The sequence below is a fragment of the Mycobacterium sp. 3-98 genome (genome assembly GCF_035918355.1).
In the GTDB taxonomy this organism is placed as follows: Bacteria; Actinomycetota; Actinomycetes; order Mycobacteriales; family Mycobacteriaceae; genus Mycobacterium; species Mycobacterium intracellulare.
The window spans coordinates 4,831,601-4,858,515 of sequence record NZ_CP142360.1; the positions used below are offsets into that span (position 1 = coordinate 4,831,601).

General features: G+C 67.4%; 25 protein-coding genes. 11 read left to right on the forward strand and 14 right to left on the reverse strand.

All coding sequences use genetic code 11. The features are described 5' to 3' along the window. Nucleotides 1–286: 286 nt before the first annotated feature. The 4 genes from QGN30_RS22555 to QGN30_RS22570 form a co-directional block, all read right to left on the reverse strand. Nucleotides 287–1,243: a 4-(cytidine 5'-diphospho)-2-C-methyl-D-erythritol kinase gene (locus QGN30_RS22555; protein ID WP_044059200.1), complete on the reverse strand. Its 957-nt coding sequence runs from the start codon at nt 1,241–1,243 to the stop codon at nt 287–289. A 58-nt stretch (nt 1,244–1,301) separates the two neighbouring features. Beyond that, nucleotides 1,302–2,243 carry a 16S rRNA (adenine(1518)-N(6)/adenine(1519)-N(6))-dimethyltransferase RsmA gene (rsmA, locus tag QGN30_RS22560; RefSeq protein WP_014379327.1) on the reverse strand — a complete coding sequence of 314 codons (942 nt, stop codon included), beginning with the start codon at nt 2,241–2,243 and terminating at the stop codon, nt 1,302–1,304. Beyond that, nucleotides 2,207–3,334, reverse strand: coding sequence for a resuscitation-promoting factor (locus QGN30_RS22565; protein WP_008254190.1), 1,128 nt, complete (start codon nt 3,332–3,334; stop codon nt 2,207–2,209). Before QGN30_RS22565 ends, rsmA begins: the two co-directional genes overlap by 37 nt. Nucleotides 3,335–3,501: 167 nt before the next feature. Next, on the reverse strand, nt 3,502–4,344 hold the full coding sequence (locus QGN30_RS22570; protein WP_225330744.1) for a TatD family hydrolase: 843 nt from the start codon (nt 4,342–4,344) through the stop codon (nt 3,502–3,504). Nucleotides 4,345–4,362: 18 nt separating this feature from the next. On the opposite strand from QGN30_RS22570, the gene metG reads away from it, so the two are divergent. Next, on the forward strand, nt 4,363–5,907 hold the full coding sequence (gene metG / locus QGN30_RS22575) for a methionine--tRNA ligase (protein ID WP_225330745.1): 1,545 nt from the start codon (nt 4,363–4,365) through the stop codon (nt 5,905–5,907). On the opposite strand, the gene QGN30_RS22580 is transcribed toward metG, so the two are convergent. Then, entirely contained in the window at nt 5,904–6,263 is a 360-nt protein-coding gene (locus tag QGN30_RS22580) for a nitroreductase/quinone reductase family protein (RefSeq protein ID WP_225330746.1), read from the reverse strand. The genes metG and QGN30_RS22580 overlap by 4 nt on opposite strands. A 22-nt stretch (nt 6,264–6,285) precedes the next feature. After that, nucleotides 6,286–6,759, reverse strand: a complete 474-nt coding sequence (locus tag QGN30_RS22585; protein WP_225330747.1) for a DUF1772 domain-containing protein — start codon at nt 6,757–6,759, stop codon at nt 6,286–6,288. A gap of 90 nt (nt 6,760–6,849) precedes the next feature. Here QGN30_RS22585 and QGN30_RS22590 point away from each other — a divergent pair, with 90 nt between their 5' ends. Then, a complete protein-coding gene (locus tag QGN30_RS22590) occupies nt 6,850–7,440 on the forward strand; it encodes a TetR/AcrR family transcriptional regulator (protein ID WP_009954289.1) in 591 nt (196 codons plus the stop codon). Between the two features lie 152 nt (nt 7,441–7,592). Beyond that, entirely contained in the window at nt 7,593–7,955 is a 363-nt protein-coding gene (locus QGN30_RS22595; protein WP_008254177.1) for a PAS domain S-box protein, read from the forward strand. 62 nt (nt 7,956–8,017) lie between these two features. Here the strand turns inward: QGN30_RS22595 and QGN30_RS22600 are convergent, their stop codons facing one another. From QGN30_RS22600 to QGN30_RS22610, 3 genes are all read right to left on the reverse strand, one after another. Next, nucleotides 8,018–10,027, reverse strand: coding sequence for a hypothetical protein (locus tag QGN30_RS22600; RefSeq protein WP_225330748.1), 2,010 nt, complete (start codon nt 10,025–10,027; stop codon nt 8,018–8,020). Nucleotides 10,028–10,110: 83 nt separating this feature from the next. After that, complete coding sequence (locus QGN30_RS22605; RefSeq protein WP_009954292.1) at nt 10,111–10,821, reverse strand: TetR/AcrR family transcriptional regulator; 711 nt, start codon at nt 10,819–10,821, stop codon at nt 10,111–10,113. A 54-nt stretch (nt 10,822–10,875) separates the two neighbouring features. Continuing rightward, a complete protein-coding gene (locus QGN30_RS22610; protein WP_038535196.1) occupies nt 10,876–11,553 on the reverse strand; it encodes a TetR/AcrR family transcriptional regulator in 678 nt (225 codons plus the stop codon). Between the two features lie 621 nt (nt 11,554–12,174). Here QGN30_RS22610 and QGN30_RS22615 point away from each other — a divergent pair. From QGN30_RS22615 to QGN30_RS22640, 6 genes are read left to right on the forward strand one after another with little or no spacing between them, the layout of a single operon-like run. Then, entirely contained in the window at nt 12,175–13,410 is a 1,236-nt protein-coding gene (locus tag QGN30_RS22615; protein ID WP_014379319.1) for a PPE family protein, read from the forward strand. Nucleotides 13,411–13,469: 59 nt separating this feature from the next. Then, the gene (locus QGN30_RS22620; RefSeq protein ID WP_008254170.1) at nt 13,470–14,042 is read left to right on the forward strand and encodes a dTDP-4-dehydrorhamnose 3,5-epimerase family protein; all 573 of its coding nucleotides are present in this window, start codon (nt 13,470–13,472) and stop codon (nt 14,040–14,042) included. Beyond that, nucleotides 14,027–15,613 carry a sugar transferase gene (locus tag QGN30_RS22625; protein WP_014379318.1) on the forward strand — a complete coding sequence of 529 codons (1,587 nt, stop codon included), beginning with the start codon at nt 14,027–14,029 and terminating at the stop codon, nt 15,611–15,613. Before QGN30_RS22620 ends, QGN30_RS22625 begins: the two co-directional genes overlap by 16 nt. Before the next feature lie 11 nt (nt 15,614–15,624). Beyond that, nucleotides 15,625–17,100, forward strand: a complete 1,476-nt coding sequence (locus QGN30_RS22630) for a flippase (protein WP_009954299.1) — start codon at nt 15,625–15,627, stop codon at nt 17,098–17,100. Then, nucleotides 17,097–19,040, forward strand: a complete 1,944-nt coding sequence (locus QGN30_RS22635) for a glycosyltransferase (RefSeq protein WP_095562482.1) — start codon at nt 17,097–17,099, stop codon at nt 19,038–19,040. Before QGN30_RS22630 ends, QGN30_RS22635 begins: the two co-directional genes overlap by 4 nt. Nucleotides 19,041–19,051: 11 nt before the next feature. Then, nucleotides 19,052–20,095, forward strand: coding sequence for a glycosyltransferase family 4 protein (locus QGN30_RS22640; RefSeq protein ID WP_036458286.1), 1,044 nt, complete (start codon nt 19,052–19,054; stop codon nt 20,093–20,095). Between the two features lie 8 nt (nt 20,096–20,103). Here QGN30_RS22640 and QGN30_RS22645 read toward each other — a convergent pair whose 3' ends face one another. Beyond that, nucleotides 20,104–20,589, reverse strand: coding sequence for a glycosyltransferase (locus QGN30_RS22645; protein WP_248923519.1), 486 nt, complete (start codon nt 20,587–20,589; stop codon nt 20,104–20,106). After that, the gene (locus QGN30_RS22650; protein WP_008254160.1) at nt 20,586–21,041 is read right to left on the reverse strand and encodes a polysaccharide biosynthesis protein; all 456 of its coding nucleotides are present in this window, start codon (nt 21,039–21,041) and stop codon (nt 20,586–20,588) included. Before QGN30_RS22650 ends, QGN30_RS22645 begins: the two co-directional genes overlap by 4 nt. A gap of 210 nt (nt 21,042–21,251) precedes the next feature. On the opposite strand from QGN30_RS22650, the gene QGN30_RS22655 reads away from it, so the two are divergent. Together QGN30_RS22655 and QGN30_RS22660 are read left to right on the forward strand one after the other, a co-directional pair. Beyond that, entirely contained in the window at nt 21,252–22,370 is a 1,119-nt protein-coding gene (locus QGN30_RS22655) for a Gfo/Idh/MocA family protein (protein WP_014379314.1), read from the forward strand. Continuing rightward, nucleotides 22,367–23,242 (forward strand): hypothetical protein, encoded by an 876-nt coding sequence (locus QGN30_RS22660; RefSeq protein ID WP_014379313.1) that lies wholly within the window; start codon nt 22,367–22,369, stop codon nt 23,240–23,242. The genes QGN30_RS22655 and QGN30_RS22660 overlap by 4 nt, the downstream gene beginning before the upstream one ends. Before the next feature lie 14 nt (nt 23,243–23,256). Here QGN30_RS22660 and QGN30_RS22665 read toward each other — a convergent pair whose 3' ends face one another. From QGN30_RS22665 to QGN30_RS22675, 3 genes are read right to left on the reverse strand one after another with little or no spacing between them, the layout of a single operon-like run. Next, nucleotides 23,257–24,942 (reverse strand): GMC oxidoreductase, encoded by a 1,686-nt coding sequence (locus tag QGN30_RS22665; RefSeq protein WP_376713496.1) that lies wholly within the window; start codon nt 24,940–24,942, stop codon nt 23,257–23,259. 8 nt (nt 24,943–24,950) lie between these two features. Further along, nucleotides 24,951–25,877, reverse strand: a complete 927-nt coding sequence (locus QGN30_RS22670) for an aldo/keto reductase (protein WP_136245715.1) — start codon at nt 25,875–25,877, stop codon at nt 24,951–24,953. Nucleotides 25,878–25,893: 16 nt separating this feature from the next. Beyond that, nucleotides 25,894–26,907: a glycosyltransferase family 4 protein gene (locus QGN30_RS22675; protein ID WP_095562479.1), complete on the reverse strand. Its 1,014-nt coding sequence runs from the start codon at nt 26,905–26,907 to the stop codon at nt 25,894–25,896. Nucleotides 26,908–26,915: the final 8 nt, after the last annotated feature.

The window sequence follows — 26,915 nt, forward strand, 5'->3', positions numbered from 1 at the left end:
CGCCCGCTGGGTAATACTTCGCCGCAAGCACGCAAACACGGTTGGGCGGCGGTTAGGTCTCGGATCGGTGATGCGCCCCCGCCCGCCGCACCAGGGCGGCGGCCGGTCGCCCGGCAAGCGTGAAACAGGCCCGACAAACCTTGTCGGGCCGTATGCATTAATCGCCCGCCGGCGCGCCCGGCGGACGATGGAATTAAGTGATCTTGCTCAACGCTTCCCGTCACCGCGCATTATCTTAAGCTCCTCTTAGGGAAGCGCAAAACTAATGCGCAAAACGGGAAAATATTCACACCTCGGTGGGCGCGGGGACCACCCGCGCCCCGACCACCGGCCCGCTGGCGACCCGTACCGTCCGGCACACCCCCGCTCCGGACACCTCGGTGCCGACGTCGACCGCCGCGGCGGCCGAGGGGCACAAGAAGGCACACGTCGGGCCCGAGCCGGAGACGATGCCCGCCAGCGCGCCGGCGTCCACCCCGGCCCGCAACGTGCGCCGCAGACCGGGATTCAGGCTGACCGCGGCCGCCTGCATCTCGTTGCCCAGCAGCGGGGCCAGCTGCTCGGCATCGCCGGCGGCCAGGGCTGCCAGCACCGGCCCGGGCGCGGGCAGTCGCGGCGGGTCCCCCGCCTCCCGGAGCCGGTCCAGTTCGGTGAAGACGGCTGGCGTGAGCAGCTCGCTGTCGGCGAACGCCAAAACCCAGTGGAAGGTGTTGCGCGACAACACCGTCGCCAGCTCCTCACCCCGCCCGGTGCCCAACGCGGTGCCGCCGTGCAGCGCGAACGGCACGTCGCTGCCCAGCCGCGCGGCGAGCATGCGCAGGTCGCGGCGGGGCACGTTGAGTTCCCACAGGGAGTTCATGGCGACCAGCACCGCCGCCGCGTCGGCGCTGCCGCCGGCCATGCCGCCGGCCACCGGTATCGACTTGTCGATCATGATCGACACGTCCGGTGCCCGGCCGACGTGTTCGGCCATCAGTTCCGCCGCCTGCCAGGCGAGGTTGCGTTCATCGGTGGGCAGTTTGTCGGCGCCCTCGCCGACGATCTGGAGCGAGAGCACGTCGGCATTGCGCACGGTCACCTCGTCGAGCAGCGAGACGGCCTGGAATATCGTCGTCAGCTCGTGATAGCCGTCCTCGCGGCGGTCACCGACCGCCAGGTAGAGGTTGACTTTTCCGGGCACCCGAACGGTGACCGACCCGGTGGGCACCCAAGCCGCAGCGGTATTGCCGTCAGACGCGGACACCGCAGCAGACTATCGCTGCGACCGGCCGACCACGTAGCGGCGCCCGGACTTTCGGCGTTCAGCCGGCCGAGGTGGTGTGGGGGCTCGTCGCGGCGGCGCTGTGGGAGCGATCGGCGGAGCGCTGCAACAACCGCACGAAGTCGTCGATGGAGAGCGTCTCGCCGCGGCGCGCGGGATCGATGCTGGCAGCCAGCAACCGATCCGCCGACTCGTTGCCCGAGCCGGCCCAGTCCAGGAACGCGTTGCGACAGGTCTTGCGGCGCTGAGCGAAGGCGATGTCCACCAGCTCGAACACCTGACGCCGGAACGCGTCGGCGGTGGGCCACGGCGAGGTCGCGTACCGGTCGATGCGAACCAGTCCGGAGTAGACGCGGGGAATCGGCCAGAACACGGTCGGCGAGACCGTGCCGCAACGGCGAACCGTGCCGAAGAAGCGAACCTTCACGCTGGGCACGCCGTACTCCTTGCCGCCGGGTTCGGCGGCAAGGCGTTCGGCGACCTCGGCCTGCACCATGACCGTCACGACCCGAATGGACGGGAACTCGGCGAGCAGGTGCAACAGCGCCGGGACCGCGACGTTGTAGGGCAGGTTCGCGACCACGGCGGTCGGCTGGACGTCCAGTTCGTCACGGCGAAGGGTCAAGATATCGCGGTTGAGCACGCTCAGGCGCTGGATTTCGCTGTGCGAGTGCTCCGCGACGGTGTCCGGCAATCGTTCGGCCAGCACCGGATCGATTTCGACGGCGGTGACGGGGGCGCCCCGGTCCAGCAGTGCGAGCGTCAACGAACCGAGGCCGGGGCCCACTTCCAGGACGTGGTCGGACCGACCGATCCCGGAGGTCGACACCACTCGGCGCACCGTGTTGGCGTCGTGGACGAAATTCTGGCCGAGCGATTTCCGTGGCCGAAACTCAAGTTCTTTGGCCAGCCGCCTGATCTCCGTGCGCCCGAGTAGCCGGATGGTCAGCGCGCACCAGCTCTTCCGCTGCACACTGGCCACGCACCCCAACCCTGGCGCTCTCGGGTCACCTCGGCGACGGTGATCTGCTCCTCGCGGGTGGCGAGGTCGGCGCGGGCGGCGAACCGCAACCCGCCGTTGCGCTCCCACGTGCCCTGGTCGAACTGCACACCGCCGTAATACCCGTTGCCGGTGTTGATCGCCCAGTTTCCGCCGGCCTCACAACCGGCGATCGCATCCCAGATGGAGCCGTCGCTGATCGGCGGCACCTCGGTGCCGGGCTTGGTGCCGACTCGCACCACCGATTCGCGGGCGGGGGTGATCACCGTGTTGGCGATCGGCAGGCGGCCGGTCTCGACCCCGTTGACGGTGGCCACCGAGAAGGTGACGTCCTGCGTGCCGGGGCTGCCCGGGTCCTCGACCACCTGGCGGCTCATGTTCATTTCCGGATCTTCGATCCGGCGCGCGTTGGGCGGCAACGGGATTCGCTCGGTGACCTGCTGGATCCGGTTGCGGGTCACCTGGACTTCCATTCCGTCGACGATCGGCGTCGTCGCGGCGGGCACCACCTGGTCGCTCTCGAGCAGCGGCGCGCCGGCGGCGCTGAGCAGGCCGGCGACGTTCGGGGCCGCCAGATGTACCGTGCGCACGGCGCCGCCGTCGTTGATGCGGACCGTCTTCGCGCTGACGACGGGCAGCGCCATCCCGGCCAGCGGGACGCGGCTACCGCGGTTGGCCGCGGCGGGGGCGGTGTCGGTCATCGCCAACTGGGCCAGCGCCTCGTCGACGGTGGACGCCGTGGTCCACACCTGCTTGGTGTCATGGCCGTCCAGCGAGATCTGCAACGGGCGGCTGCGCCGGAGCACGATCTTGCCGGCGTCGTGAACCGCGACATCGGCGGCGGGGTACAAATCGTCACGGTCGTCGATGACGAAGCCGTTCTCCTCGACGACGTCGATGACCCGCGACTTCATGGTCTTCACCTGCATGGCGACACCGTCGACGGTCAACGTCACCGTCTTGCACACCGAGATCGCATATCCGCCCGCGAATGCCAGGACTACCAGCAGCCCTCCGACCACGAGACGCAACATCGGCGAAGGATTCTGATGAAGTTTTGTCAATACACTCAACGCGCGCTACCCAACCCTCAGCAACCACTCATTTAGCAGCAGGTCATAAATTAAGGGCCCGCAGGCCCATACCGTTCGATCACAAGACGGTAACGAACTGGCCAATGTTGGGCAACTCTGGCGCGGCTGCGACACGGCGTGTCAACAGAATCGCCAGGTCAGTCGCCTCAATCGGCGGCCAATCCGTACACCCGTCGAGCGTTACTCGTCGTGACGTGAGCCAGCTCCTCGGGGCGACGATCCACCAGTTCGGCGATCGCCCGAACAGTATAAGGAAGGCAATACGGCTCATTGGCCGCGCCTCGGTAAGGATGCGGTGTCAAAAAAGGGGCATCGGTTTCGACCAGCAGCTGCTCCGGCGGTATCAACGGGACGGCTTCGCGCAGGGCGCGCGCGTTGCGGAAGCTGGCGGTGCCGGACAGACTCAGCAGCCATCCGGCGTCCACGCAGCGCTGCGCCATGGCGGCGTCCGAGGAAAAGCAGTGGAAGATCACGACGTCCGGGGCGCCCTCGGCGGCGAGCACGTCGAGCACCTCGGCGTCGGCCTCCCGATTGTGGATCATCAGCGGTTTGCCGCACCGCTTCGCCAGATCGATGTGCCAGGCGAAGGCCTCCCGCTGCACGGCGGGCTCGGCACAGCCGTCCAGCCGCCCGGGCCAATACATGTCCATGCCGGTCTCGCCGACCGCCACCACCCGGGGGTGGGCCACCAGGTGCTCGATCTCGGCGCGGGCGGCCTCGGTGAGCGCGTCGGCGCGGGTCGGGTGCAACGCCGTTGCCGCATAAACCCGCCGGTCCCATTCGGCGGCGCGGGTGACCCAGCGCGCCGACTCCAGGTCGTCGGCGATGGTGACGACCGCGCGCACCCCGACCGCCGCCGCGCGGTCGACGATGGCCCGCACCCCCTCGGCGTCGGTGGCGCCGCACGCGTCGAGGTGGGTGTGCGCATCCACGAGCGGGCTCAAGGGCTCGGGAGCCGGGGGCGGCTGGCGTTTGGAACTCACGCGCACACAATAGGGTGAACTGCGATGAGGCCGTATTACGTCACCACCGCAATCACCTATCCGAACGGCGATCCGCACATCGGGCACGCGTACGAATACGTCGCGGCCGACGCGATCGCCCGGTTCAAGCGGCTCGACGGGTTCGACGTGCGGTTTCTGACCGGCACCGACGAGCACGGCCTCAAGATGGTCGAGACGGCGGCCGCCGAGGGCATCGGCACGGCCGAGCTGGCCCGGCGCAACTCGGATGTCTTCCAGCGCCTGCAGGAGCGGTTGAACATCTCCTTCGACCGCTTCATTCGGACCACCGACCCCGACCACCACGAGGCGTCCAAAGCGATCTGGCGCCGGATGGCCGCCGCCGGCGACATCTACCTGGACACCTACTCGGGCTGGTACTCGGTGCGCGACGAACGGTTTTTCGTCGAATCGGAAACCAGACTCCTCGACGACGGGACCCGGGTGGCGGTGGAAACCGGCGCCCCGGTGACCTGGACCGAGGAACAGACCTACTTCTTCCGGCTCTCGGCGTATGCCGACAAGCTGCTGGCCCACTACGAGGCGAACCCGGACTTCATCGCGCCCGAGGTGCGCCGCAACGAGGTCGTCAGTTTCGTGGCGGGCGGCTTGCGCGACCTGTCCATCTCGCGCACCTCGTTCGACTGGGGCGTGCAGGTGCCCGAGCATCCCGACCACGTGATGTACGTCTGGGTCGACGCGCTGACCAACTACCTGACCGGGGTGGGCTACCCGGACACCGACTCGGAGATGTTCCGCCGCTACTGGCCGGCCGACCTGCACATGATCGGTAAGGACATCATCCGGTTTCACACCGTGTACTGGCCGGCGTTTCTGATGTCGGCCGGAATCGAGTTGCCGCGAAGGGTTTTCGCGCACGGCTTCCTGCTCAACCGCGGCGAGAAGATGAGCAAGTCGGTGGGCAACGTCGTCGACCCGGTCGCCCTGATCGAGGAGTTCGGCGTGGACCAGGTGCGCTATTTCCTGTTGCGGGAGGTCCCGTTCGGCCAGGACGGCAGCTTCAGCGAAGCGGCCATCATCACCCGGATCAACACCGACCTGGCCAACGAACTGGGCAACCTGGCCCAGCGGTCGCTGTCGATGATCGCCAAGAACCTGGGCGGCGTGCTGCCCGAACCCGGTGAGTTCACCGCCGCCGACACCGAACTGCTGGCGACGGCCGACGGCCTGTTGGAGCGGCTGCGGGCCAGCTTCGAATCACAGGCGATGCACCTGGCGCTGGAAGCGATCTGGCTGATGCTCGGCGAGGCCAACAGATACTTTTCGGCGCAGCAGCCGTGGGTCTTGCGCAAGAGCGAGTCGGAGGCCGATCAGCAGCGGTTCCGCACGGTCTTGTACGTCACCTGCGAGGCGGTTCGCATCGCGGCGCTGCTGGTCCAGCCCGTCATGCCCGAATCGGCCGGCACGCTGCTCGATCTGCTGGGGCAGGCGCAAGACGAGCGAACATTTGCCGCCCTCGGCGCGCGGCTGACTCCCGGCACGGTGCTGCCGCCCCCGACGGGCGTGTTCCCCCGCTACCAGAACGACTAGGCGAGGCGAACGCGGACGGTGACGCGCCCGTTGGCGTCCCGGTGTGCGATCGCATGTCCGGTCCGTTCGGCGCCGTCGAGCGTCAGCGACATCGGGGCGCCATCGCCGACAAAGTTGCGCCACCACGTCTTGGCTTCGGGCATGTTGGCGGCGATCTCGATACCGTCGCCGCGGCGGCGGTAAGCCACCGGAATCGAAAACGTGCGCCCGGAACGTCGACCCGTGTAGGTGACGAGCGTGATGCTGCGCCTGAGGCCGGCGCCGAAGCGCGGCGAGGCCGCCATAGCCGCGACCGGTTTGTTCAACACTGGTGCCGCGCGCATCAACAGCCGCCCGATGTTCTTGCCCATGGTCATTGTCTCGATATCCCTTCGGAGTTCAGATCACTAGCGCCAGGCACAATCCGGCGACCGCCAGGCCCTGCAGGGTGGCCCTGGTAGTGATCGCCTTGTCCCAGTTACGTTGCAGCGCTCGAACATTCGTCGACAGCTCGGGCCGATCGACCGCGGCGATGAGTTGGTGGTTGATCGGCGCGCTCACTCGTAGGTAGAGCAACAGCCACACCAGCAGCATGCCGACGGAGGCGCCGGCGGCACCGGCTTGCGTCCAGTGGCCGGACACCGCGGCGAATACCGCGCTGAGCGCCGCAGCCACCAGGCCGAGGACCCCGGGCACCGGCATCCGGCGGTCTCCGTAGCGATGGATGTTGCCCATCACCGCGAGCATGGCGCGGTCGTCGACGCGGGCCAGCGCGGGCCGCTGCACCACCGCGCAGAACACGTCGGTGCCGTAGACCACCGCGGTACCCAGCACCGCGATGACCGCGAACATCGTGGCGATCATGATGCGCACTCCTCGTCTGCAGGTGTTAGCGATGCTAACCCTATGAGCCGATCGTGTCAATAGCGTCGCTAGCTTCTATATCGGCGCTAGCATGAGTGGATGGCCATCGAAGACCGCCGGGCACGCGAACGCGCCGCCCGGCGCCGCCTGATCACCGCCACCGCGCGCAAGCTGGCCGAGGAAGAGGGCTGGGACGCCGTCACCACCCGGCGGCTGTCCGCCGAGATCGAATACAGCCAGCCGGTGCTCTACAAACACTTCTCGGGCATGGAGGACATCACCGCATCGGTGGCGGTCGAGGGATTCGGCGAACTCGCGGACGCGCTGCGCACCGCGCGCCGCGGCGCCACCGACGGCCGGGACGCTCTGGCGCGGGTCGCCCACGCCTTCGTCGCGTTCGCTCGTGACAACCCCGCGCTCTTCGATGCGATGTTCACCCGCGCGACAACGCTGCCGTTCGCCGCCGCGGAAACCCCCGCCGAGCTGACGGCGGCCTTCGCCGAGCTGCGCACCGCGGTGGACATGGTCGCGGGCGCCCGGGATGCCGACACGCTGACGGAGGTGCTGTGGGCGGCCCTGCACGGGCTGGTCACCCTCGACCGCAGCGGCCGGCTACGTCCGAACCACCACGGCGCCCGCGTCGACATCCTGATCAGCGGGTTCTGCGACGCCGCCGCCCCGGCGACGTGAGCGTTCAAAGAGCCGAACAATTCGGTTGCGGATCAAGCGACTTCAACCACGCCGCCGAATCCCTTTCGGGGAAAGCCCCCAACATATCCTCTGCTATAGCCCATAATCGGGCTGTGGAACGACGCCAGAACCGGCAACAGAGCCAATCGCCGATGACGACCTTGAAGGAGCTGCCCGCACTGGTGGTGCTGGAGCGGATCCCGGTTCCGGTGCTGGCCATCGGCGACGACGGCAGTATTTTGTTCGCCAACACCGCGTTTGCCGACATGATGGGTTACGAGCCGGAGGAAACGCTGTCGCTGCGGTTCGAACAGATCTTCCATCAGGCCCCGGCGTCGGAATCGCTGCTGGCGACCGTCCATGCTCTCGCGAACATGGTCGTCGAGCTGGCACACAAGGACGGCTCGGTCGTGCGCGCCATGATGAGCAAGTCCGCGGTGCGACGGGTGGATGACCAGTTCGCCCTCGCCGCGTTCCAGGACCTGACCGAGCAGCTCTGGGAGGAAGCGCGCTAGCGGGTGCCCTCAGCGGCGCGAAGCGGAGTCAATCGCTATCGGCGCGCAAGCGGAGTCAAACACTATCGGCGCCGCCATGATTCGCGCCTGACGCGCCACAGGATCACCCCTGCCCCGACGATGGCCACGGCGACCCAACCCGCGCCGAACCACCATAGCCAGTCGAGATCCGAATGGCTTCCGGATCCCGCGGCGGCCGCGCCGGCCGGCAATGGCGGATGATCGACGGTCACCGGTTCTTGTCCGGGTACAGACACCACCGCAACGCCTTTGAGTCGCTGCCAGTGCTTGTTGTCGTCGCCCTTGAGCCACCGGATCAGCTCGTCAAGCTGTCCGGGCGCCCCGTTGGACGTCGCGATCAGCAGTGTGCGCCCGCGGTTGAAAACCGTTTGGAGAGAGGCGAATCGCAGCATCGGGTCCAGCGTGAGCTTGGTGGGCTTGTCGCCGGACCCGACGGCGTTGACGGTGATCGGCCCGCTGGGCCCGGCGGCCACGGGGAGCGTCACGTCGGACTGATTCCAGCCGTCGGCGGAAATCAGCAGTGCGGGATTCGAGGAATCCACCGCTTGCTTGACGCCGGTGACGGTGGTGTCGATCGGTAACGCGCTCATTCGCTGCAGACCCACCAGGATGTCGAGCGCGCGCACCGTGTCGATCAACGAGTGCTCCGCGATGCCCACCTGCACGCGGGGCATCAGTGTCTGCGGCACCGACTGAAGGCCGTCCGGGGTCGGCGGCGCGGCGCCACTGCTCTGAATGGTGCTGTCGCCGTTGATGTTCAACGTCAATAACTGGTTGCCCGGCCCGGCGGTGTAAAAGTCGCCGCAATGCCCGACGTTGCTCGCGACGTCGAGCACCAATTCGATGTTGGTGTAGCGCTGCAGCAGCCGATCCGGCACGTCGATCCAGCGGTCGATGCTGCCCTGCCCATCGGTGGGCCAGTGATCGATGGTCTCGGGACCGATCGTGACGGCAATCCGGCCGGCGATGTTGTTCGGCGTCGGCGTATAGGAACCCAGCAGATGCACGCGCACCCCGCGGATCGACCTGCCAAATCGGGTCTGGTCCACTCCGATCGACACCCGCGGTTGCAGGGAAGTCGCGTTGATGAAGGGGCGCCCCAGTTCGCGGAGCGTGGCGGTGTCTGCGGGTAGTTGCACCTTGGGCTTCAGCGATTCCACCGCGGCCCTTGAGGAAAACGCCAGCTCCGACAGGTCGCTGAACAGCACGGCCGTGTTCGATTCGTCCGTTTGGCCCAGCGGCCCGGAGACGAGAAGCCACGGCACACCGGTCGCGCCCTGCAGCGAAAGGCCGTTATCCGGGCCCTCTTTGACGACGACCTGGCGTTCCAGCGGCGCCGGCGGCGTCGGCGGCGCCGCCTGTCCTTCCTGTAGCGGAACCACGACGATCTCGGGAGCCTGTTTGCCGTAATGCGACGCCGTGGAGGTGGCCAGTCGGATTGCCGTGTCGGACTCGGCAGTTGACGGCGATTGCGGCAGATAGATGGTCAGCTTTCGCAGCACCGGCGGCAAGAAATGAGCCACGGTGGTGGGCGGCAGCTCGGCCCCGGTGTAGGTGACCGTTCCGTTGGCGAGCCGAAGCGGGCTTTCCGGGTACAAGCAAAATCCGTCCAGCGGCACCAGGTACGTACGCACCGTCACGCTCAGAAAGTTGTCGATGACCTCCGCTCCGGTGAGCGGAATGACGATCGGGGCTTGATCGGTGGTCGGTAGGTTCACCCGAGCGATGGTGCGATCGCCTTGCGTCACGGTGATCAACCCCGACCGCAGATTGATCGGCAGTTCGACGGTCGCGTTCAGAGCTGTCGGGGTCAGCCCGTGCAGCACCGGCAGAGTCAGCGGCACGTTGTTGGTCAGGCCCCAGAACTCCAGGGTGGAGGAAGACCCGAGGTCCGCCAGCGTCAGCGTCGTCGTCGAGTCCGTCGCGGTGACCGGATCGGCGGGCGTACCCCACGACGCCGCCGGAGCATTTATCACCAGGAAACCGACGACACCGGCGAGTGCAATTGCACGGCCGAGAGCTTTCCGGAACATCACCGGAACAGTATGCATTGTTGAAAGCGCTTCAACCCCAATAACGGAAACGCCGTTGCGGCGAACGCGAAAACGTGTCCCGCAACGGCTCTCACCGAAAGCTAATCGGCTTCGGTTTCCCCGGCGGCGTCGTCGTCCGAAGCGTCGGCGGCGGTATGGCGCATCACTTCGCGGCGCAGAAATTGCTGGAAGTAGGGCAGCGACGCTTCCGCGACAACGCCGGGCAGCAGGAGTTCCCATAGCTGATGCAACCGCGCGAAGGGGTCACCGGTGACGTCCCCGATCCTGCCGTGGCTGGATATCGCGGTCGCGATCAACCGCGTCCCGGATATGGCGCCCACGATCGACGCGCTGAGCACGTCGGGGTCGATGTCGCTCCGAAGGTCGCCTTCCTTGGCCGCGCGGCGCGCCTCCTGGGCCGTCTCCAGCACCAAGTTGGCGTAGAAGCGCGAGGCGGCACCGTTGAATCCGCTTAATGCCGTGGCCAATTGCGCGGCCGCCCGGGCCATTTTGTCGGAGCCCAACACGTCGACGATCGTGAATGAGCCGTGCACAATGTTTTCCAGCCCCGGCGACGACGACTTGCAGACATTTCGGTACGCGCTGAGGATCGCGTCGGACCCTTCCTCGATGATGTTCGAGGCCAACGATTCTTTCGAATCAAAGTGGTGATAGAGGGCGCCTTTGGTCATGCCCGTCCGCTCGATGATCGTGCTCCACCCGGCGGCCGCATACCCGACCTCGCCGAACACTTCGATCGCGGCGTCGAGGATTTTTTGCCGAGTGGCTTCAGACCGAACCTGGCGCGGCATTACCGCTGTACCTTTGCAGTCTCGTCGGATCCGCAGATCGCTCGCCCGTCGCTTTTACTGCGCGTCGTCATCGGTGGAACTGGTGTTGATGGCGAGCGTCGCACGCCGCCTGAGGAATTGGCGGAAGTAGTCGATTCGGTCCGGTTGAAGTATCCCGGTGAGCAGCAAGGACCAGCACTTTTCCAAGTCGCCCAGGAACCGTTCCGGGTCGTCCAGGTTGCTGGTCTTTCGCAGTCCCATGTGCAGGGACACCATCATGCGGCCGATGTCCTGCGGGTCGCATTGTTCATTGATGTCGCCCTCGGCCATGGCCTGCTCGGCGACTTTGCCCAGGTTTTTGATCCAGCGGTCGAACAACTTTTCCTGCATCCCGTCGGGCAGGCCGACCGACTCCATCAGGTTCAGTCCCGACCTGACGAGGTCAATCTTGATGTCCCGGATGGCGATCAGATACGAGAAGTCGATGAGCGTCTCGAGGCCCGAGAGCCCGCGCGTCAGCAGGTCACGCACGCCGGCCGCGCCGTCCTCGACCTGGCTTTCGATGATCGCGACCGCCAGCGCGTGCTTCGACTTGAAGTGGAAATACATTGCGCCCTTGGTCAGTTCGGCCTCGGCGAGAATGTCGTCGAGCCCGACGTCGTGGTAGGGCCTACGGGCGAACTGGTGCGACGCGGCCCGCAGAATCTGTTGCCGGGTCGCGTCGGCGCGTCCGTCAGTCGAATGTGTCGTCATCGCAATCGAGAAATCAGTTCTTGGCGGCCGGGACCGTGCGGCAAGCCGTGGCATCGAGGCTGACGCCGCGGGCGGCATCGCCCACCCTTGCGTCGACCGACGCCTTGCTCAAGCAGGGCACACACACCTCGGTTCTTCACAGATTGAGAGCGAACACGCCGCTCAAGATTTCTAGCCCACTTCTGAGGTTAGCAGTCATACGGCTGTCCCGGTTGACGCTCCTGTAAATACTTGAGGTTTATGTCACAGCGTGTTGTCAAACCTATAGTATGTTTTATACGCTATTGTGCGTACGTCAGTCTGATTTGACCCGCGGACCGCCTCGACCGTCCGTATCGCACGAAGGAGAACGCACATGTCCCCTCTCACCACGCCTTATTCGGGCCGCGTGGTGGGAGGGGGCATGGACGCCGCGCGCACGCCCTCGTCGGCCCTGGGCCCCAAAAGCGTGCGCGACCGGGGACTAACGGCCTTTAGCGAGGGGCCAATGACCCGTAGCCCTCGAACGGGCCTATTTCCATACTTGGGGTATGAACTTGGCGGCTTTATTGGTCTCGAGGCATGCGACGTGAGCGCTTTCGCCGGATCCGCGACGCGATCCGCTGACGGGAAGGCCGTCAAGTGATCGATTTCGGAGCGCTTCCCCCGGAGGTCAATTCCGCGCGGATGTACGCCGGTCCCGGCCCCTTCTCGCTGATGGCCGCGGCGGTGGCCTGGGACGCTTTGGCCGCCGAACTGCACGCCGCGGCGAGTTGCTACCGCTCGGTGATCGCCGGGTTGACCACCGGACGCTGGCTGGGCCCGTCGTCGCTGACCATGGCGTCGGCGTACGCGCCATACATGGCGTGGATGGCCGGCGCCGGAGCGCGAGCCGCGGAGACGGCCGGTCAAGCCAGACTCGCCGTGGAGGTTTTCGAGGCCGCCTTCGCGATGACCGTCCCGCCGCCCGCGGTCGCGGCCAACCGGGCGCAGCTCGCGACGCTGGTTGCGACCAACTTCTTCGGGCAGAACACCGCCGCCATCGCGGCCACCGAGGCCGAATACGGCGAGATGTGGGCGCAGGACGCCGCGGCGATGTATGCGTACGCCGCGGGTTCGGCGGCCGCGTGCGAGGTGACACCGTTCACCCCGGCGCCGAACGTGACGAACGAGAGTGGGGTGGCCCAGCAGGCCGCCGCGGTCGGGAAGGCCACCTCGGAGACGGAGCAGGCGAACCTGGCGAATGTGGTGTCCAAGGTGCCCAACTCGCTGCACCAGCTGTCCTCGCCGATGAAAACCGGGACCACCCTCCTCAGCGACGTCGTCACCGATACCAGTTCTGGCGCCGGGGATGCCATTACCGGCGCTGGGGCCGGCGCAGGCGATGCGGCCAATTCGTCGATCATGACCGGCCTCGCGTCGGGCATCCCCGGCGCCATCCCCAGCGCATTCTCGGCGGCGGCGACCCCCCTCTACGGCATGTCCTCCATCCTCGGCATAGCCCAGACCGCGCAGGGCTTGGCAAAAGCCGCCGGCGACGGCGTCATGGCCGCTGCCTCGGGGGCCGCGAGTGCGGCCAGTTCGGGTGCCGGAGCGCTCGGATCGATCGGATCGCTCGGATCCGGCATCTTCGGCAGCCTCGGCAAGGCGGCCATGCTGGGTCCGTTGGCGGTGCCGGCGAGCTGGACCAGCGTGATTCCCGCCGCCCACAGCGCCGTGTCGGCGCTACCCGCGATCAACCTCGCCGGCGCCAACGTGCCGCCCAGCGTCATGGGCTCGCTGCCCCGTCTCGCCGCCGCCTCGGGCAAGAACCTCGGGCCACGTTACGGCGTGATCCCGACCGTGATGACACGCCCGCTGTCCGCCGGATACGCGTAGGCCATGCCATGAGCGGACAGGTTTTTTTAAAAGGCCCGGTGCAGGAGAAGGAGCGGTAAGTGAAGTACACGCCCACCAAGGTCGCCGGGGTGACAATCATCGACTTCGAACTCAACCACGACCATCGCGGGTTCTCCTCACGTTCGTTCTCCGCCCGTGACTTCGCCAACCATGGGCTGGATTTCGAAGTCGCGCAGACGAATATCTACTTCAACTACACCCGCGGCACCGTGCGTGGCCTGTACCGCCGGGTGCCGCCGCACGCCGAGGCGAAACTGGTCCGTTGCACGCGCGGTGCCATCGCCGCCGTCGCGGTCGACGTCCGCCCCGACTCGCTGACCTACGGCGACCACGTGATGGTGCAGTTGAGCGCCGACGACCAACGCACGCTGTTCTTGCCCCCGTATGTCGCTTATGGCTTCCAGACGCAGGTCGACGACACCGAGGTCACCTTTCACGTCAGCGGCCAGTACGCGATGGCCGACGAGCAGGGGATCCGCTGGGACGACCCCGAATTCGGAATCTCATGGCCGATACCGGTCACCGTCATCTCCGAGCAAGACGCGAGCTGGCCCTCGCGCAAATCCAGATTGGCACCAGTCGAACAGGTGGCATCATGCGTCAGTCGGTGATCGTTCCCAACACAGTGGATGTCGTGGCGCCCAGCTGGCGGCAGCTCAAGGCCTGGCCGGCGGGCACGACGGCGTCGCACCGCAGCGAGGCCGCGGGCCCGCCCGTGATCGCCCCCGCCGCGGCTCCGGCTGCTGCGAATACCGCACAGCGCTGGCAGGACCGCTACTCGCAGGGTCTGCGCATCAGTGACTCGGTGATCGTCTTCGCGTCGGTGATGCTCGCCCAGTACGTCCGCTTCGGGGAGATCGCGAACACCTCGGGTTACTCGGACCCGACCATGACGCTGTTCTCCTTCCTGTTCGCGGCGCTGTGGCTGTCGGCCCTCGCGATATTCCAAACGCGCTCAACGCGAATCATCGGCGCGGGGATCGAGGAGTACCGCCGGATCGGCACCGCCTCCTTCTGGACGTTCGGGATCATCGCCATGGTGACGTTGCTCGCCAAGGTCGATCTGGCCCGCGGCTATCTGGCGATCGCGCTTCCCGTCGGCACCGTGGGATTGCTGGCCAGCCGCAGCGTGTGGCGAAAGCACATCTGCCACAAGCGCGTCCAGGGTGAGTGCCAGACCCGCGTCTTGGCGATCGGAGACCGGCAATCGGTCACGCACCTCGCACACGAACTGGACCGTAACCCGGTGGCCGGGTGCGTCGTGGTCGGCGTCTGCATCCCCGGTTACGGGCCGGCGCGCGGCAACACCCTGACGATCGGCGGCCGTCAGGTCCCGATCCTGGGCGACCAAACCCAGGTGGCGACGGCGATCGGCAGCTGCGGCGCGGACACCGTCGCGGTGACCCAAACGGATCACTTTGGGATGCACGGGATCAGGGAGCTGCTGTGGCAGCTGGAGACCCTGGACGTCGACCTGGTGGTGTCGCCCGGCGTCATGGACGTCACCGAGGCGCGGTTGACCCTGCGCCTGACCGGCGGGCTGCCGCTGCTGCACGTCGACAAGCCGCAATACGAAGGGGCGCACCGCTTTCAGAAGCAGGCCTTCGACTTCGTGTTCTCGCTGGCGGCGCTGGTCGCCACAGCACCGGTGCTGGTCGCCGCTGCCATCGCCATCAAGCTGACCAGCAAGGGCCCCGTCTTCTACCCGTCGGAACGCATCGGCACCGACGGAAAGCCCTTTACGATGCTGAAGTTCCGCACGATGGTCGACGGTGCGGACACTCAACTCGAGCACCTGCTCGCCGTCAACGAGGGCGCCGGCGGCATGCTGTTCAAGATGCGCCAGGACCCCCGGGTCACCCCCATCGGCAGAATTCTCCGCCGGTACAGCATCGATGAGCTCCCGCAATTCATCAACGTCCTCAAGGGGGACATGAGCGTCGTCGGGCCCCGGCCCCCGTTGCGCCGCGAAGTCGACAACTACGACGGCGAGGTCAAGAGGCGCTTGCTGGTGAAGCCGGGCGTCAGCGGGCTGTGGCAGGTGAGCGGCCGGTCGGACCTGTCCTGGGAAGAGTCGGTGCGCCTGGATCTGTCCTACGTCGACAACTGGTCGATGTCGGGTGATCTGATGATCGTCGCCAAGACGGTGAAAGCGGTCCTGACAAGCCACGGAGCCTACTAGGCTCGCGAGCCATGACCGAGCCAACGGCACCCGCCGCGGTGGTGCCCACGGTGCCGCTCGCGCGGATGGCTCACGCGTTCTCGATCCAGCTGATCTGCCGGGCGCTGGGGATGCTCGCGTCCGTAGTTTCGGTGGCGATGACCGCCCGCTATCTGGGTCCCGGACGCTACGGCCAGCTCACCATCGCGGTGGCGTTCGTCGCGATGTGGACCAGCTTCGCCGATCTGGGCATCGCCACCGTCATCGTGCGGCGGGTGACCTCCGGGCGTGGCGAACTCGAACGCCTGGTGCGCATCAACAGCGGCCTGGCCCTTCTCTACTGCGGTCCCCTCGCGGTGCTGGCGGCCGGGTCGGGGCTGCTCATCTATCACGACACCCAGGTGCGGGTGATGCTCGTCGTGCTGGCGGGCGGGCTGCTGCTGCAGACCATGACGACACGGTTCGAACCGGTATTCCTTGCCACCGTCCGGTTCTCCGCGGTGGCCATCTCCGACGTCGCCGCCCGGGTGAGCACGCTGGCCATGGTCGCCTGGCTGGTCGCGGCGCACTCGGACGTCATCTGGTTCGCGGTCGCACAGCTGATCCCACCGGCCGTGCAGCTACTGATCCAGGGCGCCGCCGCGATGCGGCACATCTCGGTACGGCCGCTGTTCGCCCCGCGGGAAGCCGCCGACCTGTTACGGGAAAGCTTGCCGCTGATCGGATTTATGATCGTCGGGCTCCTGTACTGCCGCGCCGACGGCGTGATCCTGTCCCTGCTGAGCACCCACTCCGAGGTGGGCGTGTACGGGCTGGCCCTGACGATCTCGTTCAACACGATCGTGGTTTCGCTGATCTTCCACAAGTCGACGCTGGCGACGGCCACCGAGCTGTTCTCGCGCGACGTGGCGGCGTTCGCCCGTTTTCTGCGCCGCAGCGTCGAATTGATGTACTTCGTTGCGGTTCCGATCGCCGTTGTGGGCGTGCTGCTGGCCGGACCGCTGATCGGGTTGTTCGGCAAGAGCGCGTTCATCGAACGCGGGACGCCCACACTGGCGTTGCTGTTCGTCGCCGCGGCCCTGCGGTTCGTCGGTGGCACCCTGGGCCAGGGGTTGGTGGCTTCCCATCATCAACAGGTCCTGCTGTGGCTGACGGTGGCGACCCTCGCGCTCAACGTCGCGCTCAACCTCGCCCTGGCCGGGCGGTTCGGCGCCGTCGGCCCCGGTGTGGCGCTGGTGTGCACGGAACTGTTCAACATGACGATCTCGAGCTGGTGGCTGCGCCGACGCTGCGGTTACCGCACGCCCGTGCCGTTCGTGCTGCGCTTGCTGATTCCGACGGGGGCGAGCGTGGTTGTGACACTGCTGCTTTCGGGTCACCACGTAATCCTGGTACTGTCCGCCGCAGCCGTCGCCTACCTGGCCACCAGCGCGACCTTCGGCCCGATCACCTGGTCGACCCTGACCTCTCTGCGGGCCACGCTGCGCGAAGAGCAGCTGACGGCATGACCCGTGAAACGGACCGGGCATATCTGAAGCGCCCAGTCGGCGACACCGCCGGCCTGCCGCCCACGCGCTCGCTGGCCGTGCTGATCGTGAGCCAACGCGGCCACGAGTCGCTCGAGGTCTGCCTCGACAGCGTCGCCGAGCATCTACCCGAGCTGCCGGTTCACGTCTACGACCGCAGCGGCTCGGGGCATGCGGAACTCGCCGCGAAATATCCTGCGGTCCGGTGGTTTTCGGGCCAGGCGAACGTCGGTTTCGCCGCGGCCTGCAACACGCTGGTGGAGCACATGCCCGCCGATACAGACCTCCTGCTGCTGGACCCCCATGCCCACCTGCTGGGGCCGCTGAACCGGACCCGCGAGTTACTTGGTCAGCCCAGGGTGGCGGCGGTTTCGCCGCTCGCACGCGACGCCGCCGCGCCGGACCGGGCGCCGTGGGACGTCGCCGCCCGCCGCCACACCGTCAGCCGCGAGCTGCGCGCGGCGGGCGGGCGCGCCGGCCCGCACCGTCGCACGACGCCCGCACGGCGGTACTCTCACCAGCCTCCCGAATCGCGAAGCATCGACGGCGATTTGGCTCCGATCTGCCTGGTGATCAGCCGCGCGGCCTGGAACACCATCGGCCCCTTCGACGAGGAGTACTTCGGCTACGGCGAGGTGGCCGACTGGCAGGCCCGGGCCCGCGCCGCCGGCTGGCGCATCCTGCTCGCCGACGAGCTCGGCGTCGAGCGTCGCGACCCGGTGAGCGACGACGGCCCCCGACAGCGCCGCGACCGGGACCTGGCGCGAACCAACACCGCGCTGTTGCTCGAACATCACAACAGCGTCCACCACGCGGACGTGTACCTGGCCGGCACAGCCGCCCTGCAGCGGCTACGGCGGGGCAAACGCGCGCGCCGGCAAACCGGCCTGCCGTCGATAGTCATCGCCACCAACCGCCTGGTCTACGGGGGCGCCGAGCGGCAAAAGGCGCTCTTGGCAACGGAATTGGACCGCCGCGGCTACGCGGTCACTGTCGTCTGCGTGCAGCGGTTCGGCCCGCTGATCGCCGAAATTCCGGACACGGTGCGGGTGATCCGCCAGCCGTGGTGGGCGCCGATGGTCGACATGACCGAGGGCCCGGCGGTGCTGATCACCGGCGACACCAATACCGAGGTGGGCTTCGGCACGTTGTGGCGCGCCGCCGGCCGGAGCCGTCGATGGCTGGTCGCACCGCACGTCCCTCCCGAGGAGGACCGGCCGATCTACTCGCGGCCACTGGCCGCGGCGATGCGCCGCGCGGACGGATTCATCGTTTTGGCACAACGCCATTGGGACATGCTGACCAAACAGCACCGGCTCCGGGGACGGTACTTCGTCGCGCCCAACGGCGTCGCCGACCTCGGGGAGCCGAGCCCCCGGCATCGCGGCGCCGGCCGACCGCTGCACCTGGTCATGCTCTCACGCATCGTCGAGCACAAGAACCCGCATCTGCTGATCGAGGCGCTGAGCGGCCTCGCTGAGATGCCCTGGCGATTGTCGATTTTCGGCGACGGGCCCGATCGAGAGAGGCTGCAGGCACGCACACCCGCCGGGTTGGGGGATCGCGTCCAGTGGCGGGGATGGTCGGCCGGGCCGGGCCCCGCGCTGGCCGACGCGGACCTGCTGTGTGTTCCCAGCCGCTCCGAGGCCTTCCCGGTGGTGATCCTCGAGGCGATGGCCAGGGCGGTGCCGGTCGCGGCGTCGGCGATTTGTGCTGTCCCGGAAATGTTGGATTTCGGAGGGGCGGGGTTCCTGGTCGAGCCCGTCTCCGCGTTGGGGTGGCGAGAACACTTGGCCCAGATCATGGCGGAGCCCGACGCGCTGCCGTCGGTCGGACGACGCGGCTATGAGCGCATGCGCAAGCACTACACGGTGGAGGCGATGGCCGACGCCTACCTGGGCGCGATCGGGGCTGTGCTGTGAATTCGCCTCGGGTGCTGTGGCTTTCGCCGTGGACGCGACCGGCGGTGCGGGTGCAAGCCGAAGCGCTGCTGCGCCACGGTGCCGACGTGCTGTTGGTCACCTCCGATCAGCATCCGGAATCGGACGCCGCGCGCGATTACGAGTTGGTGCTCGACCCGCGCTTTCGCACGGCCGCGACCTGGCTGCCGACCCTGAAGGCCTGGCGCCGCGTCCGCCGCTTCCGGCCCGACATCGTGATCGCCGAACTGGTCCGGGATCCGCGCTGGATCGCGTTGGCCGGGCGAGCCCCCCGCATTCAGGTGGTACACGACGATCGGCCGCACGACCCCGACGAACTGACCCCGGCCTACGAGCGCGCCGTGTTCGACCGCTGGGCCGCGCGCTCGGCCGCCACCATCACCTACAGCGACTATGTCGCGGCCGCGGTGTCCGCGCGCCGCGATGTCGCCGGTACGCCGGTGCATGTCGTGCCGTTGGCCAGCGACCTCGATCTCGACCGCGTTCCGCCGTTCGTGGGGCCCGAACGGCGCCGCGATTTCGTCATGTTCGGCCGGCTCAACCCGTACAAGAACGTCGATGTCGTGCTGGCGGCCTGGCAGCGGCATGTGATCGGCGGCGGCTGGCGAGGCGACAACCTGGTGCTCGTCGGCGACGGGCCGCTGGACGCCGAAGCCCTGCCCAAACACACGCTCTGGCGCAACGGCAGCTTCCGCTACGCCGATGTCATCCCCACGCTGGCCGCCGCCAAAGGGTCGCTCGCCCACTATCGGCGCGCCTCACAGAGTGGCGTGCAGTCGCTCTCGATGCAGCTGGGCGTCATGCCGATCGTGTCGACCGCCGGCGCATTGCCCGAATACCAGCCGGCGGGTTTGCCCCCGATCGGGGTCGACGACGTCGCCGGGCTCGCCGCCGCTTTCGACCTCCTGGCCGATCCGGTGACCGCGGCCCGCCTGGGGGCCGAAGCGGCGCGCCACTACGCGCACCGATGCGCGGTTGACCTTGTCGCCGTGCGCATTTTGGACGTCATCGCCCAGGTGCTGGATCGCCGGCGGTGACGGGAGGCTCAGGCCAGGCCCCGCCAGAACGTCTCCAGCCACCCGGTGAGTTCGCGGGCCCGGCCCAGCGTATCGGGTGGCGCCGATCGGGACCGCGTCGCCGCGATGGCCGCCGGGAGCTCCTCTGTTTCCCGGGCCACGGTCGCCAGCCCGGCACCCGCCATCTTCTCGGCGAACGGCAGCTGGTGCTCATCGACGTGCTCCCCGCGCGACGAGCGACGCGGCACCAGCACGGGATGTTTCCCTTGCTCGACGCACAGCAGCGTCGATCCGGCGCCCGCGTGGGTCACTGCGACGGAGGCCCGCCGGATGTGCGTGCAGACGTCCCCGAAGGACAGGAAGCGCTCGAACGCGGCGTGGCGCGGCTCGAATTTGCAGGTTCCGAGCTGTACGAAAAAGTCCTCCCCCACCGCGTCGGTGCGCGCCAGCTCGTCCACCGCGCGCGCCAGCCGGTCGAAGGGATGGACCTCCATCCCCATGATCACGAAGATCACACGATCCTCCCGTGATACTCGGTGCGGGGAATCCGGTCGGCCAACTCGGGCCACTGCACCAGAAAGCGGGAGGCGAACGGCTTCACCATGCGGGCGGTGAGCGAGAGTTCGGTGATGCGGGTGATGGATTCGACGAACACGGTGGGAATCCGCAGCAGCCAGGCCAGCCACAGGAAGGGTGCGGCCACGCCCGATCCGGTCGTCAAGATCATGGCGGGGCGGTGGCGGATCAAAAGGCGTAGGGCCAGCACCAGATTGCGCAGCAGGTTGGGCACGTTACGGACCGTCGGGTGCGCGGCCCAGTACACCTCGCGCTCGTCGCGCAACAGGTAACGGGCGTCGGCGGTCCCGAAACTCACCCAAAACCGATCCTTGTCCTGCCAGAACTCGCGCAGGCAGAACATCTCGTAGATGTGCCCACCGGAGGACGCGATGAGGAGCAGCCGACCCATGTCTCCCCTCGGTTGAGGCGCGCCGATCTTCTGGCGGCGCGGCGATCCCGATGTCAAAGACTAACTCCCATCGTGGCCGTCCCCGGGTTGCGACGGCAAACAGATCGAGCGGATTTCGCGATGATGCGTTGACCGGATGCTAACGTCCACCTTGTTGGCGGGCCGTACACGTTGCCGATGCGGCACTCGGAGTGAGTAGAGGCGCGGACCATGATTCGAACGGCCATAGTCGGCCTGGGCAAGATGGGTCTTTCGCACCTCGCAATACTTCGCACGCACCCAGACCTCGACGTGGTCGGCGTGTGTGACTCCGCCGGCTATCTGCGCGACATCCTGGCCAAATACACCGGTCTGGACTGCTACGACGATTTCGATCGGATGCTGGCGCAGACGAAGGCCGACGCGGTTGTCGTCGCCGTTCCGTCGCGGATGCACGCGCCGATGGTCGAAAAGGCCCTTGCCCGAGGCACACACGTCTTCTGCGAGAAACCGTTCGTCCTCGATGTCCGCGACGGCGAGCGCCTGGTGACGCTCGCCGAGAGTAATCGGCTCGTCACGCAGGTCGGCTATCACTGCCGCTTCATCGGCGCCTTCCAAGAGGCGGCACGAATCGTCGCGGCGGGGGCTCTCGGGCAGGTACACCACGTGCGTGCCGAGGCATACGGCCCCGTCGTCCTTCGACAGAAGGGAAGCACGTGGCGCGGCGTCAAAGCCGAAGGCGGTGGCGCCCTCTACGACTACGCCTGCCACGCCATCGATTTGATGAACTTCATCGCCGGCGTGCCCCTTGCGGTCGACGGAGTCGTCCGCCACAGCGTCTTCTCGCGCGACGTCGACGACGAGGTCTACTGCACGATGCGCTACGGCAACGGCGCCAGCGGCCAGCTGTGCGTGAACTGGAGCGACGAGAGCTTTCGCAAGATGTCGACGAAGGTTTCGGTGTGGGGAACCAACGGCCGCGTCGTCGCCGATCGGCAGGAATGCCAGATCTATCTCCGCGAGACGCACCCCGGGGTCCCCGACCTGGGGGCGGGATGGACGATCCGGTACACGACCGATCTCACCGACGAGGTCTGGTATTACCTTCGGGGTGAAGAGTATTCGGCGCAGATCGACTATTTCGCGCAGAGCATCAAGAACAACCGGGTGAACGGCGAGAACACTTTTCGCTCGGCGCTCGACGTCGATCGTGTGGTCGACATGATCACCGGCGCTGGAGCCGGCGCGTCACCCCTGCCTCAGGCGGCCGCGAATGGCTCCCCGCGCGGCTCGCGGCGCCGCGAGATCGTCGCGCGCATCAGGAAACTCACGTCCCCGAGGGCATCGTGACCATGGACCGTGTGCTGTTCGGCGACAACCAGTTCTTCGGCGTCAACCACATGTCCGAGGAGAAAGCGCGCGCCCAGGCGATACGGTTTCAGCACCTACCGCCCGTGCTGGGGACGCTGGACGCCGCGTACCAGGAAGGCATCCGCACGTTCGTGTGCACGACGCACGACCGGGTCGGCGAAATCTGCGATCATTTCCGCGCCAACCGGACCCGCTACCCCGACTACGTCTTCTACCCGTGCATGCCGTACGCGCACAAGTACGCCAACGCCGTGACCGAGTTCGGGATGCTCGAGGCGCTGCGCAGGTTCCTGCCCGACGATGGGGCCGTCAAGTCGATGTTCAAGGGCGGTGTCGCCCTCGCGGGCAAGGACATCGAGCCGATCATGCAGCTATTGGTCGACGCCGAGATGAAGATGTTCACCGGACTGTCCACGCCCGTCATCTTCATTCAAAACGTCGTCACCGACTTGCTTCTCGGCCTGGGCATGGACGAGGGGTTCCGGTTTTTCTCCGACCACGTCAGGCTCAAGTACGGTGCCGAACCGGGGTTCATCACCATGAATCTCCCGCGCCTGCTCGACGCCCTCGACGGCCAGGGAATCGAGAATCCGATCGTGTGCGCCAATTTCAACAAGATCGGCTTCCGGATGTGTGGCGGAATCGAGCTCTACGAGAGGACAATCCGCGAGCGCCGCTGCCGTCTGATCGCGATGTCGGTGCTCGCCTCGGGCGCGATCCCGCCCCGCGAGGCCATCGATTACGTCTGCGGTCAGCCGCAGATCCATTCGATCGTCTTCGGCGCATCCAGCCGCGCGAACATTCGGCAGACGAAGTCGCTGATCGACGAGCTGTGGCAGGTCCCGACGTGATCCCCGGACCCCGGTTAGCTCGAATCCGTTGACGAGCAGGTGATTCGGGCTTTCGCCAGACGCTCCGCGAGCCGCACGCCCAGCGCGATCCCGACAAGCGTCGGGTTGGCCTGGCTCGATGTCGGCAACACCGACGTGCTCGCGACGTAGAGTCCGCGAACCCCATGGACTTGCAGGTGTGGATCTACGACGCCGCCTTCCGGCGATGTCGACATCCGGGTGGTTCCCGCCTGGTGGTAACCGGTCCGCTTCTTCATGTACGCACGTACCGCGGCCTCGACATCGTCGGTCAGCCACTCCACGTATCCCACGCCGTGGCGGCGAAGGTGGTCATCGATGGCGGCGATGGCCTTGCGCACGCTTGCGTAATCGGCGTCGGAGAAGTGCATGCTGGTGCGAATCCTCCTCATGCCGAGGGCGTCTCGTTCGTCGGTCAGCTCGACCCGGCTCTCCCAGCGCGGAAGGTGCTCGCCGTGGTACTGCAGCAGGTAGCGATTGTCGGCGCTCTTCACGAAGAACCCGGGCGCCTTGCGGCCCCGGCGGAGGAACCGTGCGTAGCAGAAGGCGACGGCGAACCGGAGGGAACCGAACAGGTCTCGCACGACGTTGCCCAGATGCGCAAGGATTCGTGGCGAACCGTCGGTCTTGGTGTGGGCCTCACGGATCGCCTCCGCGAGCAGGAATCGTCCGATCGGCGAGATCAGTGTCAGGTACACCCCGGACAGGATCCCGCTTCCGTGACTCGGGTCGCTGATCGGCGGATTCACCAAGAAGATTGCGGCGTTCGGCATTTCGTTCTGGCGCAACAGCTGCGGGTCGAAGGTGAAGCGCCGGCGAACATACACCCCCTCCCCGTCCCGCTCGTATCCGTGGATGACCTCATCCGTGGTGAATTGCACGCGCGCGACCCGGGCCTCGACGTGCGCCATGTACCAGTGCCCCAGGTGCCCGCCCGCGTTCCCCAGCCCCCCGGGGTGATGGCGATCCGACGCCAGCAGCAGGCGGGTGGCCTCCAAACCCCCGGTCGCGATGACGTAGTCCGTCGCAACCACTCGCCCCGCACCGCCGTTCAAGGACTTGACGACCAGGCGGTCGACGGTGTCGCCGGCCGCCGTCGTCACGATCTCGGTGCAGGTGAGGCCGGTCCACAGCGTGAGATGGGGAGCGTCTCGCAACGCCGCCCGGTAGCGGCGCCCGAAACGGGTTGGTAGCGCCCAGCGCTCGAGGCCGGTCGTGCGCACGTCGCCGTCGGGGAGCCCCGCGACCAAGTCGCGCTCCGCGATCTCGGGGATCTCGCGCGCATTGAACGCCGCCCGACCGCATACCGCCCAGTCGCAGGCCCGCTGAAGGTAGGGCTCGACGTCGTCGTATCCGATGGGCCACGGCGCCTGCGCGGTAATGGGCCGGTCCTCGAAATCGATGGGGTCGAACTCGAGGCAGCGTCCCCCCCAGAGCGCCGAGGTTCCACCGACCTGCCGGCGGACCGTCAGCTCGCTACGCGAATGGAAGTAGTCGTCGTGCCGGGAATCGAACCTCGACAGCGCTTGGGCCGCACGGTCGTTGCGTTCGAGGCCGCTTTCGACGAGGACCACCTGCACGCCCGACCCGGCGAGTTCCAGCGCGGTCGCGATGCCGATCGGGCCGGCCCCGACGACCACCACATCCGTTTCGATCGTCATGCCGTGGGCGAAGTCCGCCATGTCGCGAATCACGCGGCCGCACCCTGTCGGAACTCCTTGACGAGAGCGAGGAACCGCGCCACGGTCTCTGTGTCGGGTGGCGACGAGACCGCGTCGGCGGCTTCGGTGACCCGCTGCGGCCTGGTGGTGCTGTAAAGGATTGCGCGGCAGCCCGTTGCGGTGACCGACGAGGCGAGGATCAGCCGGGCCAGCGCGCCGGGGGCCAGGGGGTCGGCCTGCAGGGCTTCGCGCCAGCGGCTTGCCATTCCGGGGTCGGCAAGCAAGGCGCCCGAGAGCTTGCGGTGCGGCCGCTCGAGTACGCCGAATGCGATATCGGCCGGTCTCGGCGAAGGATCGAGCAAGTCGCTGCGGAGTTGGCTGACTGCCCGCGGCCCGAATGCGCGGACGAAGTCCAGCTCGAGCCGCTCGTCCTGCGAGACGCCCCAGGCGCGAATCTTTCCCTGTTGGCGCGCCCGCTCAAAGAATTCGCGCAGTTCGTCGCTCGCAACGGTGTCCTGAGGCCTCGGCGCGTGGACGAAGAGGATGTCGACATGGTCGACGCCGAGCGCCGCCAGGCTCTCGTCGAGGCTGCGTGTCGCGACGGCCGCGTCGTACACCCGGCCGCCCGCCGACGGCGCCTGCTGCCGCTTGACGATACGGCGCAGCGCGGGAGCCTTTTTCAGCAGCGCCCGGGCCGGGGCCTGGAATCGGCCGAGCCGCCGCGCCGCGCCGCCGACATCGATGCCGAACTTGGTGGCGATGGTCACGCTGTCGCGGTCGACCGTGCGCAAAAAGGCCCCGAGCTCAGCCTCGGCCATTCCCAGCCCGTACATCCGCGCGGTGTCGAAGTGGGTGATGCCGCTGTCCATGGCGCCGGCGAGCACGGCCATCCGTTCCTTCTTCGACGGCGACTGCATTAGTGCGCCGCATCCGAAACCGATTGCGCTGACCGCCAATTGCGGTCCCTGAAGTTCAACCCGTCGCAATGTCGCAGCCCAGGTAGATGCGGCGGAGTTCGGCGTCGATGACGTCGGGGCTCCGTGTCGCCGCGACGTGCGCTTGACCCCTCAGCCCGTCACGCTCGGCCAGCTCGGGGTCGCGCAGGTACCGGCCGATCGCGTTGGCCAACGCGGGCACATCGCCGACCGGGACCAGCATGCCCGGGTCGGGGGCGATCTCCGCCGTCCCGCCGACGGGCGTCGCCACGAACGGGCGCGCGCCGGCCAGGGCTTCGGTCAGGATCATCGGCATGCCCTCCGCAGACGACGGGAGCACCACCACCCGGACCGAGCGGAGCAGCCCACGGACCGCGTCGGGGTGCATCGGACCTTCGACGGTCAGCCGCTCCGTCTCCGGCGGGGCATAGTCGTCGATGGGACCGATTATCCGACAACGGCCTTCGATGCCCTCGGCGAGAAGAAGCCGCCAGGCCGCCACAAGTCTGTCGACACCTTTGCGAAGCCCAACGGTGCCCGCGAACAGCGCCACGGGTGGCGTGGAGGCCGCACCGGGCGCACCACGGTCGACCACGATCGGGTTCGGCACCATGGCGGTCCGCACCGTCGGCGCCACCTCGGCGACCGCGGCGCGCGCTTCCTCCGACAACAGGATCACATGGTCCGCCCGCTTCAACGTCGCGCCCACGAAGCGGGGGCGCGACCTGGCGAACTCGGGAAAGTCGGGGCCATGGAGGGTGACGATCACCCGGAAACCCTTGGCCCTGGCCAAGCGGATCAACGGTCCTTCGCGCAACCAGGCCCCGCCGTTGGAGATATGGAAGTGCACGATGGTGCCTCGAGGGGACCGGGCCAGTGACATCCCCGCGCATGCGGTGAGAAACAGGTTCCTCAGATGGCGGTCCCCGTTCCAGGTCGACAGGACCCGGATGTCGTCGGCGCCGATCTTGTTGTCGCGCAAGACCCGGATCACGGACTGCGTCCCGCCGATGCTGTACATGTCGGGCCCCACGTGTGTCACTGAGATCATGTCGGCCT